The organism is Pseudomonas sp. ICMP 3272 (assembly GCF_001466905.1).
In the GTDB taxonomy this organism is placed as follows: domain Bacteria; phylum Pseudomonadota; class Gammaproteobacteria; order Pseudomonadales; family Pseudomonadaceae; genus Aquipseudomonas; species Aquipseudomonas amygdali.
Genome location: NZ_LKEK01000053.1, coordinates 127,638 through 141,901, shown reverse-complemented (window position 1 = coordinate 141,901; position 14,264 = coordinate 127,638). Strand labels below are relative to the sequence as shown.

Annotated in this window: 14 protein-coding genes; all 14 read left to right on the top strand. The window is 59.6% G+C overall.

The features are described 5' to 3' along the window. Positions 1 to 4: 4 nt before the first annotated feature. The gene (locus AO068_RS14125) at positions 5 to 889 is read left to right on the top strand and encodes a type II secretion system F family protein (RefSeq protein WP_002555364.1); all 885 of its coding nucleotides are present in this window, start codon (positions 5 to 7) and stop codon (positions 887 to 889) included. A gap of 1 nt (position 890) precedes the next feature. Continuing rightward, positions 891 to 1,775: a type II secretion system F family protein gene (locus AO068_RS14120; protein ID WP_058408670.1), complete on the top strand. Its 885-nt coding sequence runs from the start codon at positions 891 to 893 to the stop codon at positions 1,773 to 1,775. 36 nt (positions 1,776 to 1,811) lie between these two features. Continuing rightward, the gene (locus AO068_RS14115; protein WP_057403566.1) at positions 1,812 to 2,513 is read left to right on the top strand and encodes a hypothetical protein; all 702 of its coding nucleotides are present in this window, start codon (positions 1,812 to 1,814) and stop codon (positions 2,511 to 2,513) included. Further along, positions 2,510 to 2,782, top strand: a complete 273-nt coding sequence (locus tag AO068_RS14110; RefSeq protein ID WP_005753139.1) for a DUF3613 domain-containing protein — start codon at positions 2,510 to 2,512, stop codon at positions 2,780 to 2,782. Before AO068_RS14115 ends, AO068_RS14110 begins: the two co-directional genes overlap by 4 nt. A gap of 111 nt (positions 2,783 to 2,893) precedes the next feature. After that, complete coding sequence (locus AO068_RS14105) at positions 2,894 to 4,684, top strand: protein-disulfide reductase DsbD (protein WP_058408669.1); 1,791 nt, start codon at positions 2,894 to 2,896, stop codon at positions 4,682 to 4,684. A gap of 129 nt (positions 4,685 to 4,813) precedes the next feature. Next, positions 4,814 to 5,266: a type II 3-dehydroquinate dehydratase gene (gene aroQ, locus AO068_RS14100; RefSeq protein ID WP_002555369.1), complete on the top strand. Its 453-nt coding sequence runs from the start codon at positions 4,814 to 4,816 to the stop codon at positions 5,264 to 5,266. Positions 5,267 to 5,342: 76 nt separating this feature from the next. Beyond that, positions 5,343 to 5,798, top strand: a complete 456-nt coding sequence (accB, locus tag AO068_RS14095) for an acetyl-CoA carboxylase biotin carboxyl carrier protein (RefSeq protein WP_002555370.1) — start codon at positions 5,343 to 5,345, stop codon at positions 5,796 to 5,798. 17 nt (positions 5,799 to 5,815) lie between these two features. After that, on the top strand, positions 5,816 to 7,159 hold the full coding sequence (accC, locus tag AO068_RS14090; protein ID WP_058408668.1) for an acetyl-CoA carboxylase biotin carboxylase subunit: 1,344 nt from the start codon (positions 5,816 to 5,818) through the stop codon (positions 7,157 to 7,159). Positions 7,160 to 7,297: 138 nt separating this feature from the next. Beyond that, positions 7,298 to 8,176, top strand: a complete 879-nt coding sequence (gene prmA / locus AO068_RS14085; RefSeq protein WP_058402626.1) for a 50S ribosomal protein L11 methyltransferase — start codon at positions 7,298 to 7,300, stop codon at positions 8,174 to 8,176. A gap of 24 nt (positions 8,177 to 8,200) precedes the next feature. Continuing rightward, positions 8,201 to 9,511, top strand: a complete 1,311-nt coding sequence (locus AO068_RS14080) for a DUF3426 domain-containing protein (RefSeq protein WP_058408667.1) — start codon at positions 8,201 to 8,203, stop codon at positions 9,509 to 9,511. A 317-nt stretch (positions 9,512 to 9,828) separates the two neighbouring features. Then, positions 9,829 to 10,842: a tRNA dihydrouridine synthase DusB gene (gene dusB, locus AO068_RS14075; RefSeq protein ID WP_004666305.1), complete on the top strand. Its 1,014-nt coding sequence runs from the start codon at positions 9,829 to 9,831 to the stop codon at positions 10,840 to 10,842. Then, positions 10,839 to 11,159, top strand: a complete 321-nt coding sequence (fis, locus tag AO068_RS14070; RefSeq protein ID WP_002555375.1) for a DNA-binding transcriptional regulator Fis — start codon at positions 10,839 to 10,841, stop codon at positions 11,157 to 11,159. The genes dusB and fis overlap by 4 nt, the downstream gene beginning before the upstream one ends. 80 nt (positions 11,160 to 11,239) lie before the next feature. Continuing rightward, positions 11,240 to 12,844: a bifunctional phosphoribosylaminoimidazolecarboxamide formyltransferase/IMP cyclohydrolase gene (purH, locus tag AO068_RS14065; RefSeq protein WP_005732154.1), complete on the top strand. Its 1,605-nt coding sequence runs from the start codon at positions 11,240 to 11,242 to the stop codon at positions 12,842 to 12,844. Positions 12,845 to 12,961: 117 nt separating this feature from the next. Next, positions 12,962 to 14,257, top strand: a complete 1,296-nt coding sequence (purD, locus tag AO068_RS14060; RefSeq protein WP_058402629.1) for a phosphoribosylamine--glycine ligase — start codon at positions 12,962 to 12,964, stop codon at positions 14,255 to 14,257. Positions 14,258 to 14,264 lie beyond the last annotated feature (7 nt).

Sequence of the window (14,264 nt, the reverse complement as noted above, 5' to 3'; positions counted from 1 at the left end):
CGCAATGAATGCATCACTGGTACTCGGCCTGATCTCCTTGCTGCTGCTGACTGCGTCCATTCGCATGTTCTACCTCGCGCTCAATCAGGGCGCCAGCGAACGGGTCAGGCAGCGTCTGACCGCCGGACAGGTTCAGCCTGTGGTTGAAAAGGCTGGATGGACCTACCTGGATCGGGCCTTTTTGCGTGCAGGGTTGGGTCGACCGACCGAGCGCATGGGCTTGGCTTTGTCGCTCTATGCCTTGTTGATTCTGATCGGCTACGGACTGGGCGGCGGCATCGGCGCGGTCAGCGCGCTGCTGGCGGTGCCGCTGACCCTGCGCCTGTTTGTGTCGTGGCGCTATGAGGTGCGTGTGCGCCGCATGATCCAGCAATTGCCGCAACTGCTCGACCATACCGTACGCAGCCTCAAATCAGGCAGAACCCTCGCCGACGCGGTGCTGCACGGCATCGAAGCAACGGATCAGCCACTCAAGGACGGCATGAGCCGTATCGAGCGGAACGTGCAACTGGGCGTCAGCCTGCCGGATGCCGCGAGGGATTTCGCCGAGCTGTATGAACGCGACGAGTTTCATCTGTTTGCCCTTGGCTTGCGGGTCAATCATCGATATGGCGGCAATGCCAGCGAGCTGATGGAAAACCTGATCAAGCTGATTCGTGACCGGGAACAGGCCGGTCGCCAATTGCGCGCAATGACTGGAGAAACCCGCATGACAGCGCTAGTGCTGGCGCTGCTGCCGGTCGGCATGGCCGGCTACTTTCTGACTGTGAACCCCAGCTATCTGTTGCATATGTGGAACGATGACAGCGGGAAGATCATGTTGAGCATGGCCTTCGTTCTGCAGGCAACAGGGTGTGTGGTGCTGTGGCGCATGTTGAGGAGCATTTGAGATGGAATTGTTACTCGCTGCCGTGATGCTCGCCGCTGCCGCATTTCTGCTGCTGTCCGGCATGGCTCGGCAACGCCGTAACGAACGCTTGGTGGCAAGACGATTGAGGGGCCAGGTGATTCGCGAAAGCCGCATCGGCAGCCTGTTGCGGTTGCTCGGCGATACCCGCATTGGCCAGCGCAGCATCAGCCTGGACTCGGAAACCCAGATGTTGCTCAATCGAATCGGCTGGCGGCGCGCCAGCAAACGCTCATTGTTTGCCGCATGCCAGGTCGGCGTTCCGGTCGGCCTGATGGTCGTGGTCATTTTGGCCCAACTGCTGCTTTTCAAAGGCGTCGAGCAGCCGCTCATAGCGCCGGTATTTGCCTTGGGAATCGGCTATCTGCTGCCCAAACGAATTCTCGCGGCCGTCGCTCAGCGCCGCCAGAAACAGGTGGTGGTGGAAATTTCTACGTTTATCCCGTTGCTGCGCATCCTGTTCGAGTCCGGCATGGCCGTCGAGCAGGCGCTACGCGTGCTGAGTCTTGAAGGTAAAGACTTGCTGCCGGTGCTCTCCGAGGAAATTCGTGTGGTGCTGGTGCGAGTCGACTCCGGCCTGGAACTGGGCGAAGAACTGCGAAAAACCGCGGCCTTGCTGGCCGTCGACGAATTGAGTGACACATGTGTGATCCTCAATCAGTTGATTCATCAGGGCGGCGGCGCATTGAAGTCTCTGCTCACGCTCAAGCAACTGATTGACGACCGACGCCTGACCCGCCTGCAGGAATATATTTCCAAACTGTCGGCAAAGATGTCGGTGGTCATGATGGTGTTTCTGTTTCCAGCCCTGCTGATCGTGTTGGCGGGCCCTGGATTTATCGCCATAAGTCGCGCACTGGGCAGTTGAATCCAGTGTTACCCGTGCACGAAAGGACGCATTGCAATGAAACCAGTGATCGCACTACTCGGGCTGCTGTTGCTGAACGGATGTACCAGTGATGGCAGCGCGCTCTGGACACAAGCCACGGCTCAGTCCGGCCAATGCCCCAAACTGACATCGGATCAGGAGTTCTCCCTGAATCTGGCTCAGACCATGGCAGATGAGGGACGCTTGCATGCCAGCCTCGCCAATCTGGAAAGCCTGCCGGACAGCCTGGGCGAGGTTCGCCTGCGCAAGGCACGGGTATTACGGCTGTTGGGCAGCAACGAAGCCGAGCCGCTGTATCGCAGCCTGCTGGGCACCTGTCGGGCAGCCGAGGGTGAGCATGGGCTGGGACAACTGGCTGCGGCGCGTGGCGACAATGCGCTGGCTCAGCAACATCTGCTCATGGCCAGCAAACTGCAACCGACTGACGAAAAAATCCGCAACGACCTGGGCGTTGTCTATCTCAATCAGTTGAAACTGGAACAGGCGCGCTTCCAGTTCCTCACCGCCATGGAGCTCAAACAGTCCGATCCGCTGGCGGCAATCAATCTGGCCACCTTGCTGATCTACCAGAACAAATGGACGCAAGCCGCCGAACTGGCCTCTCGAGCCGGACTGACGCCCGAGCAGATCACCGAGGCCCAGTCGCGAGCCGAAAAAATCGGAAAAACCCGCGCCACACCTCTCGCGTCCGCCAGTACAACAGGAGCACAACCATGAAAGGCGCACTCGTCGGCAGCATTTTCACACTGTTTATCGTCAGCAGCGCCTGGGCTGCGAGCGACGAGCAATCACCTTACGCGCAGAAACAGACTGAAACCTGGCTGCAACTGCAAGCCAGCGGCAAGGCTGCATCGCCGACGCCACAAATCAATACCGCCGCCGAGCGTGACCTGAGCCTGCAACGCTGGCTGGAAACCTATAAGTACAAAATCCCCGAGTACTACGAACAGGAGGCTGGCGGCAAGTTTTCAGCGGGTAGCAAGTAGCCTCGCGGGGTGGTTCTGTTACCTGAATGACACCGCACCTTACAAACCTCCTGGCAGCAGGCCGCGAAACACTCCGCTATCATGCGCGGACTTTCGAGATTCGAGACTGCCATGCGCCGTTTGTTATGCCTGATGTTATTGATCCTGGCCCTGCCCGCCTCCGGTGCCGGTCTGCTGGACAGCCGCCCGTCGTCAACCCTGGGCGGCGGCTCGCTGGATAACAGCAAGGATTTCCTGCCAGTGCGTCAGGCTTTTCAGCTGAGCCTGATCGAAACCACACCAGAATCGATCAAGCTGAGGCTGGTCGCCACCGATGGCTATTATCTGTATCGCCATCGTTTCCAGTTTCGCACCGAGCCTGCTGATATCGGCCTGGGCGAAGCGCAACTGCCCAAGGGCGAACAGAAACACGACGAATACTTTGGCGATGTCGAGGTCTATCACGGCATTCTCGACATCGACCTGCCACGCAAACCCGGTGAACAACGCCCCTTCACGCTCGCTGTCACCTATCAGGGCTGCGCCGACAAGGGCCTGTGCTATCCGCCTGAAACCGAGCGTTTGAACATTGGCGATGTGGCCGCCAGCCCGGCCGCCTCGGCATCCGCCACTACAGCAGCCACCGCAGCCGCCTGGAGCTGGAAAGAACTGGCGCTGTTTTTCCTCGCAGGCGTAGGCCTGACCTTCACCCCCTGTGTACTGCCCATGCTGCCGATTCTGTCCGGCGTGGTGCTACGCGGCAAGGTTGGCGGCCTGCGCGGCCTTAGCCTGTCACTGGCTTACGTACTGCCGATGGCGGCCTGTTTTGCCTTGCTTGGCGCGCTGATGGGTATGTTTGGCGCGAGTCTGAATCTGCAGGCACGCCTGCAATCGGCCTGGGTGCTGGTGCCGTTTTCGGCGTTTTTCGTGATCTTTGCCATCGCCATGTTTGGCGCTTTCGAGCTGCGTCTGCCGCAGTCGATCAGTTCTCGTCTGGACCGTATCGCCGGCAAGACTGAAGGCGGATCACTCTGGGGCGCAGCAGTGCTGGGCGTGGTTTCCAGCCTGCTGGTCTCCCCCTGTGTTTCCGCCCCTCTGGCCGGTGCGTTGCTGTATATCAGCGCCAGCGGCGACGCTGTTGGTGGCGGGTTGAAACTGTTTGCGCTGGGCCTGGGCATGGGCGCGCCATTGCTGTTGATAGCCACCGGTGGTGCTGCATGGCTGCCGAAAAGCGGGCCTTGGCTGGTCACGGTGAAAAATGCAATCGGTGTACTGCTGCTGGCGCTGGCCATCGGTTTGCTGAGCCGCGTTTTGCCGGGCCAGGTCACCTTGTTGCTGGTCGGCCTGCTGTCTGCGGGTGTTGCGCTGTTTCTCGGCGCACTGGAGTTCACTGAAAAGACCACTCGGCAAAAGCTCGCTCAACTGCTCGGTCTGGCGCTGTTGGTTTATGCGCTGGCCAGCTGGTATGGCGCGCTGTCCGGACAAACCGACCCGCTGCGTCCGCTGGGCCGCGAATACGCCACGGCAAACAACCCAACAGTCACATCAAGCTCGAACCAGTGGCAAACCATCACCACCTCAGCCGAACTGGACCGCGTGATGCAGGAAGCGCAAAACGCAGGCAAACCGCTGTTGCTCGACTGGTACGCTGACTGGTGCATCAGTTGCAAGGTCATCGAGCACGAAGTTCTCCCCGATCCCGGAGTCGTTGCCGGGTTATCGGGTTACAGTCTGGTTCGCTTCGACATGACCGACAGCAACGCAGAGCAACGTGCCCTGCTCGACCGCTACAAGCTATTCGGTCCTCCCGCGCTGCTGTTTTTCGCAAAAAACGGCGAAGAGCTGCAAAATGTGCGAGTCGTCGGCGAAATCGACGCCACGGGCCTGATTGAACGCTTGAATAGGGCAAATGACCAAAACTAAACGGTGAGTCACAAACTTTGCGCGAATATCGCTCATCGTGCTGGCTACTGTTGTTAACTGGACAGTCCATTGCCCTTCCGGCATAGTCGCCGGGCGTAAACCGCTCGCAGACAATAAAAGGAACACGCAATGGCGACTATCCTGGTCCTTCACGGGCCCAACCTGAACCTGCTGGGCACTCGGGAACCCGGGGTCTACGGCACCATTACCCTGCCCCAGATCAATCAGGACCTGGAGCAACGCGCGCGCGATGCCGGTCACCATCTGATGTACCTGCAAAGCAATGCCGAGTATGAACTGATCGACCGTATTCACGCCGCCCGCGGTGAGGGTGTGGACTTTATTTTGATCAATCCGGCCGCTTTTACGCACACAAGCGTTGCAATACGTGACGCGCTGATGGGAGTGAGCATCCCATTCATCGAAGTGCATTTATCAAACGTGCACAAACGCGAACCTTTCCGCCATCACTCCTACTTTTCAGATGTCGCTGTAGGAGTGATCTGCGGCCTGGGAGCCAGCGGATACCGCCTGGCCCTGGAAGCCGCCCTGGAACAACTGGCCGCCAGTGCCAAGCCATGACGAGTCCAGCCTGAAGCTGACCACATCGCTTGAAACGGCCGACAAATTGCCCTTACAGAACCTTGGGAGTTGATTAATGGATATTCGCAAAGTCAAGAAGCTGATCGAATTGCTGGAAGAGTCCGGTATCGACGAGCTGGAAATTCGTGAAGGCGAAGAGTCCGTACGGATCAGCCGTCACAGCAAGACTCCAGCGCAGCCTTACTACGCGCCAGCCCCGGTTGCTGCGCCTGTCGCCGCACCGGCTCCAGCAGCCGCTCCGGCCGCAGCAGAAGCACCATCGGCTCCGAAACTGAACGGCTTTGTGGTCAAGTCGCCAATGGTCGGTACGTTCTACCGCACCCCGGCACCTACTTCGCCTGCATTCGTCGAAGTGGGTCAGACCGTCAAGAAAGGCGACACCATCTGCATCGTTGAAGCGATGAAAATGATGAACCACATCCAGGCAGAAGCCAGCGGCGTGATCGAATCCATCCTGGTAGAAAACGGTCAGCCGGTTGAGTTTGACCAGCCGCTGTTCACAATCGTTTGACCCGGGGAGAGCCTGCGATGTTGGAAAAAGTTCTAATCGCCAACCGCGGCGAAATTGCCTTGCGCATCTTGCGTGCCTGTAAAGAACTGGGCATCAAGACCGTCGCTGTACACTCCACGGCAGATCGCGAGTTGATGCACCTGGGCCTGGCAGACGAAACCGTCTGCATTGGTCCGGCACCAGCCAATCTGTCCTACCTGAACATTCCGGCGATCATCTCGGCTGCCGAAGTGACCGGCGCCACGGCGATCCACCCTGGCTACGGCTTCCTCGCTGAAAACGCCGATTTCGCCGAACAGGTCGAAAAATCGGGCTTTGCCTTCATCGGCCCGAAAGCAGACACCATCCGCCTGATGGGCGACAAGGTTTCTGCCAAGGACGCCATGAAGCTGGCCAACGTGCCAACCGTTCCGGGTTCCGACGGCCCGCTGCCGGAAGACGAATCAACCGCTCTGCGCATCGGTCGTGAAGTGGGTTACCCGGTGATCATCAAGGCCGCCGGTGGCGGTGGTGGTCGCGGCATGCGTGTGGTTCATCGCGAAGAAGACCTGATCGAAGCTGCCTCCCAGACCCGCGCAGAAGCTGCGGCCTGGTTCAGCAACCCGATGGTCTACCTGGAAAAATACCTGACCAACCCGCGTCACGTGGAAGTCCAGGTTATTTCCGACGGTCAGGGCCAGGCGATTCATCTGGGCGACCGCGACTGCTCGCTGCAGCGCCGTCACCAGAAGGTTCTGGAAGAAGCACCGGCACCGTTCATCGACGAACAGGCACGTGCAGATGTTCTGGCTGCCTGCGTCAAGGCATGTATCGATATCGGCTATCGCGGCGCGGGTACTTTCGAGTTCCTGTACGAGAACGGCCGTTTCTACTTCATCGAAATGAACACCCGTGTTCAGGTGGAGCACCCGGTATCCGAAATGGTCACCGGTATCGACATCGTCAAGGAGATGCTCAGCATCGCCGCCGGCAACAAACTGTCGTACACCCAGGATGACGTGGTCATCAAAGGGCATGCGCTGGAATGCCGGATCAACGCTGAAGACCCGAAAACCTTCGTTCCAAGCCCAGGTCTGGTCAAGCACTTCCACGCACCAGGCGGCAACGGTGTGCGGGTCGATTCGCACCTGTACAGCGGCTACAAGGTTCCGTCCAACTACGACTCGCTGATCGGCAAAGTGATCACCTGGGGCGCGACCCGCGAAGAAGCCATGGCACGCATGCGCAATGCCCTGGACGAAATCGTGGTCGACGGGATCAAGACCAATATCCCGCTGCACCGTGATCTGACCCGTGATGAAGGCTTCTGCGAAGGCGGAGTCAACATCCACTACCTGGAGCACAAACTGGCCAATCAATAAGCCAGTGTGTTTCAGAACGACAAAGCCGCAGCGATGCGGCTTTGTTGTTTGCAGCGCATAGCAGTAAACTTGCCCGCTTCCTGCGGCCGCGCCGGCCGTGCAAGCCGCACTTAATTTCCGAATCGAAGGTAATCCGCCATGCCTTGGCTGCAAGTCCGTCTCGCCATCAGCCCAGAACAAGCCGAAACCTACGAAGACGCCCTTCTTGAAGTCGGCGCCGTGTCCGTGACATTCATGGACGCCGAAGACCAGCCGATTTTCGAGCCTGAACTCAACACCACGCCGCTATGGACACACACCCATTTGCTGGCGCTGTTCGAAGCCGACACCAATGCCGAAATGGCCTTGGCACACCTGAGCCTGCTGACCGGCGAAGAACTGCCCGAGCACAGCGCCGAAGTCATCGAAGATCAGGACTGGGAGCGCAGCTGGATGGATAACTTCCAGCCAATGTGTTTCGGCAAGCGCCTGTGGATCGTGCCAAGCTGGCATGCTGCACCGCAACCGGATGCCGTGAACCTGCTGCTTGATCCTGGCCTGGCATTCGGCACCGGCACCCATCCGACCACCGCACTGTGCCTTGAATGGCTGGACGGCCAGGACCTCAAAGGCTGCAACGTGCTGGATTTCGGCTGCGGCTCGGGCATTCTGGCCATCGCCGCCCTGCTGCTGGGTGCCGAACAGGCCGTGGGTACTGACATCGACGTGCAGGCACTGGAAGCCTCTCGTGACAATGCCGGACGCAATAATATCGCTGCCGAGCGCTTCCCGCTGTACTTGCCCGAGGACCTGCCGCACCAGCAAGCCGATGTGCTGGTCGCCAACATTCTGGCTGGCCCGCTGGTTTCCCTGGCACCGCAACTGGCATCGCTGGTCAGAACCGGCGGTCGCCTGGCCCTGTCAGGCATCCTGGCCGAACAGGGTGAGGAAGTCGCTGCGGCCTATGCTGAAAGCTTTGATCTGGACCCGATCGCAAACCGAGATGGCTGGGTACGCATCACGGGACGCCGCCGTTAACCGCCGCTTCAACCGGACAGCCGCATGACCGACAGTTTTGTCACCCAGTGCCCGCACTGCCAGACCAGTTTCAGAGTCAGCCACGCTCAACTGAGCGTGGCCCGCGGCGTGGTGCGATGTGGCGCCTGCCTGCAGGTTTTCAACGCAGCCCGGCAGTTGCTGGAGCAGCGCGCCATAGTCGACTCCGAAAAGGAGGCCCTGAGCGCCGCACCGGTGGTCATAGCCCCGCCCCAACCAGAGCCTGCGTCGACGCCCGAACCCGAGCTGAAGCCAGAACCGGAAAAGGCACTTGAAGACGATGACCCCTGGCAGGTCAGCGAGCTGGATCTGGACAATCTGAACCTGGACGAAGAACTGGCTCGCCTCGAACAGCGCGAGACTCGACGACCCGACACCTTCGCCCGCCCGGCCAGCGATGACGGCACTGACGATGAGAGCCTTACCGCGAAGCGTGACAACCGCCAGACCGACGAGGCTGCCTGGGTCGGCACGCTGCACAACGACGATGTCGAACGTCTGCCCGAGCTGCACGCCGAGGTCATCCCCGACCCGGATTCGCCCGAAGACCCGGAGCCGTTGCCCGACGACAAAAGGACCGAGCCCTCGCTGTCACTGGACAAGCACCTGGACGATGACGAACCCGTCGTGCTTGTTACCACACCGCGCAAGGCCCTGCCTGCCGAGAAAGTGCAACGCTGGTCAGCCGTGGATGACGACGAAGATCAGGACGACGACGAACCAGAACCTGAACCCCGTGGCAGACGCAGCCGTAACGAACCTGCAGTGCGCGAGCAGGCACTGCTTGACCTGACTGACGACCCTTTGCAACTGGACTGGCAGCCGCCCAAACCGCGCTGGGGCCGACGCCTTGCGTGGGGCCTGTTGATCGTACTGGCTCTGGCGGGTCTGGCCGGTCAATACGTCTGGTACCATTTCGATCAACTGGCTCGCCAGGATCAGTATCGCCCGTGGTTCCAGCAGGTTTGCCCGCAAATTGGCTGCAAGGTGCCGACCAAGGTGGACATATCCCAGCTCAAGAGCAGCAACCTGGTGGTACGCAGCCATCCTGAGTTTCAGGGGGCTCTGGTGGTGGACGCGATCATCTACAACCGTGCCTCGTTTTCCCAGCCGTTCCCGCTGCTGGAGCTGCGTTTTTCCGATACCGGCGGTCAGTTGATTGCCAGTCGTCGGTTCAAGCCCGGTGAATACCTGAGCGGCGAAATGGCCGGCAAGGAAGAGATGCCACCGCAAACGCCGATCCATATCGCGCTGGATATCCTTGATCCAGGCGCCAAGGCCGTGAATTACAGCCTGAACTTCCGTTCGCCGGAATGACAGGCCCACTGCCATAACGTCGGCTTTACTTGATCCAATACAGGCTCGTTATGCCAGGGAACGCCGCATGATCGCAGAATTTACAGTGCTAAATGCCGTGTAATCGTTCCCTGCAAGCGCCGCAACGAGCTGTTCAGATTTTATCCAATTCAGCCTTTATCCAGTCATCGAGAGCGGGTATCATGCCAACCCTTTTTCAAACTCTCGGTTCGATCTGACGGTGGCGCAAGCGGCTGGTGGGACGGGCCGTTGCAGACCGGGTGAAACGGTTTTTTACACGGCCTGCGGATGATTTGGCCTCCACAACAGGTAAGGCTATGTCGGCAGTACGCATCGGCCCATATACAGTGCAAAACGGCTTGGTCCTCGCCCCGATGGCGGGCGTCACCGACCAGCCTTTCCGTCAGCTGTGCCGACGACTCGGTGCGGGCCTGGTGGTTTCGGAGATGGTCACCAGTGACATGAGCCTGTGGAACAGCCGCAAATCGCGTCTGCGCATGATCCACGAAGGTGATCCCGAGCCACGCTCGGTACAGATCGCCGGTGGTGATCCGCAGATGCTGGCAGACGCAGCACGTGCCAATGTCGAACTGGGTGCCCAGATCATCGACATCAACATGGGTTGCCCGGCCAAGAAGGTCTGTAACAAGGCAGCAGGCTCGGCGCTGTTGAAAGACGAGCAACTGGTGAACGACATCCTGCAGGCCGTCGTGGCTGCTGTCGATGTGCCGGTCACGCTGAAGATCCGCACCGGATGGGATCGCGACAACCGAAATGGTCTGACGGTGGCGAAAATCGCCGAGCAGGCCGGTATTCAGGCACTGGCGGTACACGGGCGAACCCGTGCCGACCTTTACACCGGCGAAGCCGAGTACGACACCATTGCCATGATCAAACAGGCAGTGTCGATACCGGTGTTTGCCAACGGCGACATCGATTCACCCGAAAAAGCCCGGCGCGTGCTACAGGCCACCGGCGCAGACGGGTTACTGATTGGCAGGGCCGCCCAGGGGCGTCCCTGGATTTTCCGCGAGATAGAACACTTTCTGCGTACCGGAGAAAAACTCCCGGCGCCGCAGTCGAGTGAAGTGGAACGTATTCTGCTTGAGCATCTGGCAGCGCTCCACGTTTTCTATGGAGATGTGATGGGCGTGCGTATTGCACGCAAACACGTCAGTTGGTATCTCGCAACCCTGCCGGGCGCCAGAGAGTTTCGCGCCCACTTCAATCGTTTGGAAGATACGGAAGCACAGTGCGCCAACGTCCGGGAGTTCTTCAGCCAAGGCTGCAAGGGCCCGGATAACGAGAATGATAAAGAGGTGGCCGCATGACGATGATGACCGAGACTTTAGTGAGTGGAACAACACCCGTGAGCGACAACGTCAATTTGAAACAGCACCTCAACACGCCGAGCGAAGAGGGTCAGACCCTGCGCGGAAGTGTCGAGAAGGCGCTGCACAATTATTTCGCCCACCTCGAAGGCGCATCCGTCACTGACGTCTACAACCTGGTGTTGTCGGAAGTCGAGGCTCCGCTTCTGGAAAGCGTGATGAACTACGTCAAGGGCAACCAGACGAAGGCTTCCGAGCTGCTGGGACTGAACCGCGGCACGCTGCGCAAGAAACTCAAACAGTACGATCTGCTTTAAAGCATTCAAAACAGAAAAGGCGACCTTGCACCGCGGTCGCTTTTTTTTGCTGACTTCTTTTGCTTTTGATGGAAATCGAGATGACCGACCAGACTACCCGCCTGCCTATCCGTCGCGCCCTGATCAGCGTATCCGACAAGACAGGAATCCTTGAGTTTGCCCGCGAGCTTGAAGCGCTGGGCGTCGAGATTCTTTCCACTGGCGGTACGTTCAAACTGCTCAAGGACAACGGCGTCGCGGCAGTCGAAGTGGCTGACTACACCGGCTTCGCTGAAATGATGGATGGCCGGGTCAAGACTCTGCACCCCATGATCCACGGCGGTATTCTGGGTCGTCGCGGCATCGACGACGCCATCATGACCGAGCACGGCATCAAGCCGATCGATCTGGTTGCCGTCAATCTGTATCCGTTTGAAGCCACTGTCTCCAAACCGGGCTGCGACCTGCCGACCGCCATCGAAAACATCGATATCGGCGGCCCGACCATGGTCCGCTCCGCTGCGAAGAACCATAAAGATGTCGCAATCGTGGTCAACGCCAGTGACTACGGCCAGGTATTGGAAAGCCTCAAGGCTGGCGGCCTGACCTACGCACAGCGCTTCGACCTGATGCTCAAGGCGTTCGAGCACACCGCCGCCTACGACGGCATGATCGCCAACTACCTGGGCGGCGTCGACCAGACTGCCGAAACCCTGAGCACCGAAGGCCGCAGTCAGTTCCCGCGCACCTTCAACACCCAGTTCGTCAAGGCTCAGGAAATGCGCTACGGCGAGAACCCGCACCAGAGTGCGGCGTTCTACGTCGAAGCCAAACCTGCCGAGGTCGGCATTGCCACCGCCACCCAGCTGCAAGGCAAGGAACTGTCGTTCAACAACGTCGCCGATACCGACGCCGCGCTGGAATGCGTCAAGAGCTTCGTCAAACCGGCCTGCGTGATCGTCAAGCACGCCAACCCATGCGGTGTCGCGGTCTGCCCGGATGATGAAGGCGGCATTCGTCAGGCGTACGAGCTGGCCTATGCCACCGACTCCGAGTCGGCATTTGGCGGCATCATCGCCTTCAACCGCGAGCTGGACGCAGCAACGGCCAAGGCCATCGTCGAGCGCCAGTTCGTCGAAGTGATCATCGCGCCAAGCGTCAGCGCCGAAGCGCGTGCCATCGTGGCCAGCAAAGCCAATGTGCGCCTGCTGACCAGCGGCCAGTGGAGCGAGCGTCTGCCTGCCTGGGACTACAAACGCGTCAATGGCGGCTTGCTGGTACAGAGCCGCGATATCGGCATGATCACTCAGGCAGACCTCAAGGTCGTTACCCAGCGTGCCCCTACCGAACACGAAATGCACGACCTGATCTTTGCCTGGAAAGTCGCCAAGTACGTCAAGTCCAACGCCATCGTCTACGCCCGCAACCGCCAGACCGTCGGCGTCGGCGCAGGCCAGATGAGCCGCGTGAACTCGGCACGCATCGCCGCTATCAAGGCCGAGCATGCAGGGCTGCAGGTACAGGGCGCGGTCATGGCCTCCGATGCGTTCTTCCCGTTCCGTGACGGTATCGACAACGCGGCCAAGGTCGGCATCACTGCCGTCATCCAGCCCGGCGGCTCGATGCGTGACAACGAAGTGATTGCAGCAGCAGACGAAGCCGGCATCGCGATGGTCTTCACCGGCATGCGTCACTTCCGGCACTAATCAGAAAAACGGCCGCACTGGCGCAGGCGTCTGCTGCGCCAGTGCGGTCTCGTACGGCGGTTGGGTCGCCTCAGGCACACCGCGTACTCCAGAATCAGCGTCATCGAGGTTTTTGAAATGAATGTTTTGATCATTGGCAGCGGCGGTCGTGAACACGCCCTGGCATGGAAAGTCGCTCAGGACCCACGTGTGCAGAAGGTGTTCGTCGCACCCGGCAACGCGGGCACGGCCATCGAAGCCAAATGCGAGAACGTGGCTATCGACGTTCTGGCACTGGAGCAACTGGCGGATTTCGCTGAAAAGAACGTTTCACTGACCATCGTCGGTCCTGAAGTGCCTCTGGTTGCAGGCGTTGTCGACCTGTTCCGCAGCCGTGGTCTGGACTGCTTCGGTCCGACCGCCGGCGCTGCGCAGCTTGAGGGTTCCAAGGCATTTACCAAGGACTTCCTGGCGCGCCACAAGATCCCTACTGCCGACTATCAGAACTTCACCGAGATCGAGCCTGCCCTGGCCTATCTGCGTGAAAAAGGCGCTCCGATAGTCATCAAGGCCGACGGTCTTGCAGCAGGCAAGGGCGTGATCGTCGCCATGACCCTGGCAGAAGCCGAAGATGCCGTGCGTGACATGCTCGCTGGCAACGCCTTTGGCGAAGCCGGTTCCCGCGTCGTTATCGAAGAGTTTCTCGATGGCGAAGAAGCCAGCTTCATTGTCATGGTCGACGGCAAGAATGTGCTGCCCATGGCCACCAGCCAGGATCACAAGCGCGTCGGCGACGGCGACACCGGCCCGAACACCGGTGGCATGGGGGCCTACTCCCCTGCGCCGGTGGTCACCGCCGAAGTTCATCAACGCGTCATGGATCTGGTTATCTGGCCGACCGTCAGGGGCATGGCTGATGAAGGCAATGTTTACACCGGATTCCTCTATGCTGGTCTGATGATCGATAAAGCTGGCAACCCGAAAGTCATCGAATTCAATTGCCGCTTCGGCGACCCGGAAACCCAGCCGGTCATGCTGCGCCTGCAATCGAGTCTGGTACTGCTGGTTGAAGCTGCGCTGGCGCAGGCACTGGACAAGATCGAAGCACAGTGGGACCCCCGTCCAAGCCTGGGAATCGTCCTGGCCGCCGGTGGCTACCCTGGCGACTACGCCAAAGGCGCAGTCATCGAAGGTCTGGACGCTGCTGCACAGCTGGAAGGCAAGATATTCCACGCGGGCACTGCCTTGCAGGATGATCGTGTCGTGACCGGCGGCGGTCGTGTACTGTGTGCTACAGCACTGGGTGACAGTGTTGGCAATGCGCAGCAAAATGCCTATGCGTTGGCTGCCAAGGTTGATTGGCAAGGATGTTTCTATCGCAAGGACATTGGCTACCGTGCCATTGCCCGTGAGCGTGGCGAAGAGCTGGAATAATCAATCA

Bases quoted from the DNA above. Each gene is read 5' to 3' on its own strand.
- purD (WP_058402629.1), top strand. From the start codon at position 12,962: ATGAATGTTTTGATCATTGGCAGCGGCGGTCGTGAACACGCCCTGGCA.
- prmA (WP_058402626.1), top strand. From the start codon at position 7,298: ATGCCTTGGCTGCAAGTCCGTCTCGCCATCAGCCCAGAACAAGCCGAA.
- aroQ (WP_002555369.1), top strand. From the start codon at position 4,814: ATGGCGACTATCCTGGTCCTTCACGGGCCCAACCTGAACCTGCTGGGC.
- AO068_RS14110 (WP_005753139.1), top strand. From the start codon at position 2,510: ATGAAAGGCGCACTCGTCGGCAGCATTTTCACACTGTTTATCGTCAGC.
- accC (WP_058408668.1), top strand. From the start codon at position 5,816: ATGTTGGAAAAAGTTCTAATCGCCAACCGCGGCGAAATTGCCTTGCGC.
- AO068_RS14080 (WP_058408667.1), top strand. From the start codon at position 8,201: ATGACCGACAGTTTTGTCACCCAGTGCCCGCACTGCCAGACCAGTTTC.
- accB (WP_002555370.1), top strand. From the start codon at position 5,343: ATGGATATTCGCAAAGTCAAGAAGCTGATCGAATTGCTGGAAGAGTCC.
- AO068_RS14115 (WP_057403566.1), top strand. From the start codon at position 1,812: ATGAAACCAGTGATCGCACTACTCGGGCTGCTGTTGCTGAACGGATGT.
- AO068_RS14125 (WP_002555364.1), top strand. From the start codon at position 5: ATGAATGCATCACTGGTACTCGGCCTGATCTCCTTGCTGCTGCTGACT.
- AO068_RS14120 (WP_058408670.1), top strand. From the start codon at position 891: ATGGAATTGTTACTCGCTGCCGTGATGCTCGCCGCTGCCGCATTTCTG.
- dusB (WP_004666305.1), top strand. From the start codon at position 9,829: ATGTCGGCAGTACGCATCGGCCCATATACAGTGCAAAACGGCTTGGTC.
- purH (WP_005732154.1), top strand. From the start codon at position 11,240: ATGACCGACCAGACTACCCGCCTGCCTATCCGTCGCGCCCTGATCAGC.
- fis (WP_002555375.1), top strand. From the start codon at position 10,839: ATGACGATGATGACCGAGACTTTAGTGAGTGGAACAACACCCGTGAGC.
- AO068_RS14105 (WP_058408669.1), top strand. From the start codon at position 2,894: ATGCGCCGTTTGTTATGCCTGATGTTATTGATCCTGGCCCTGCCCGCC.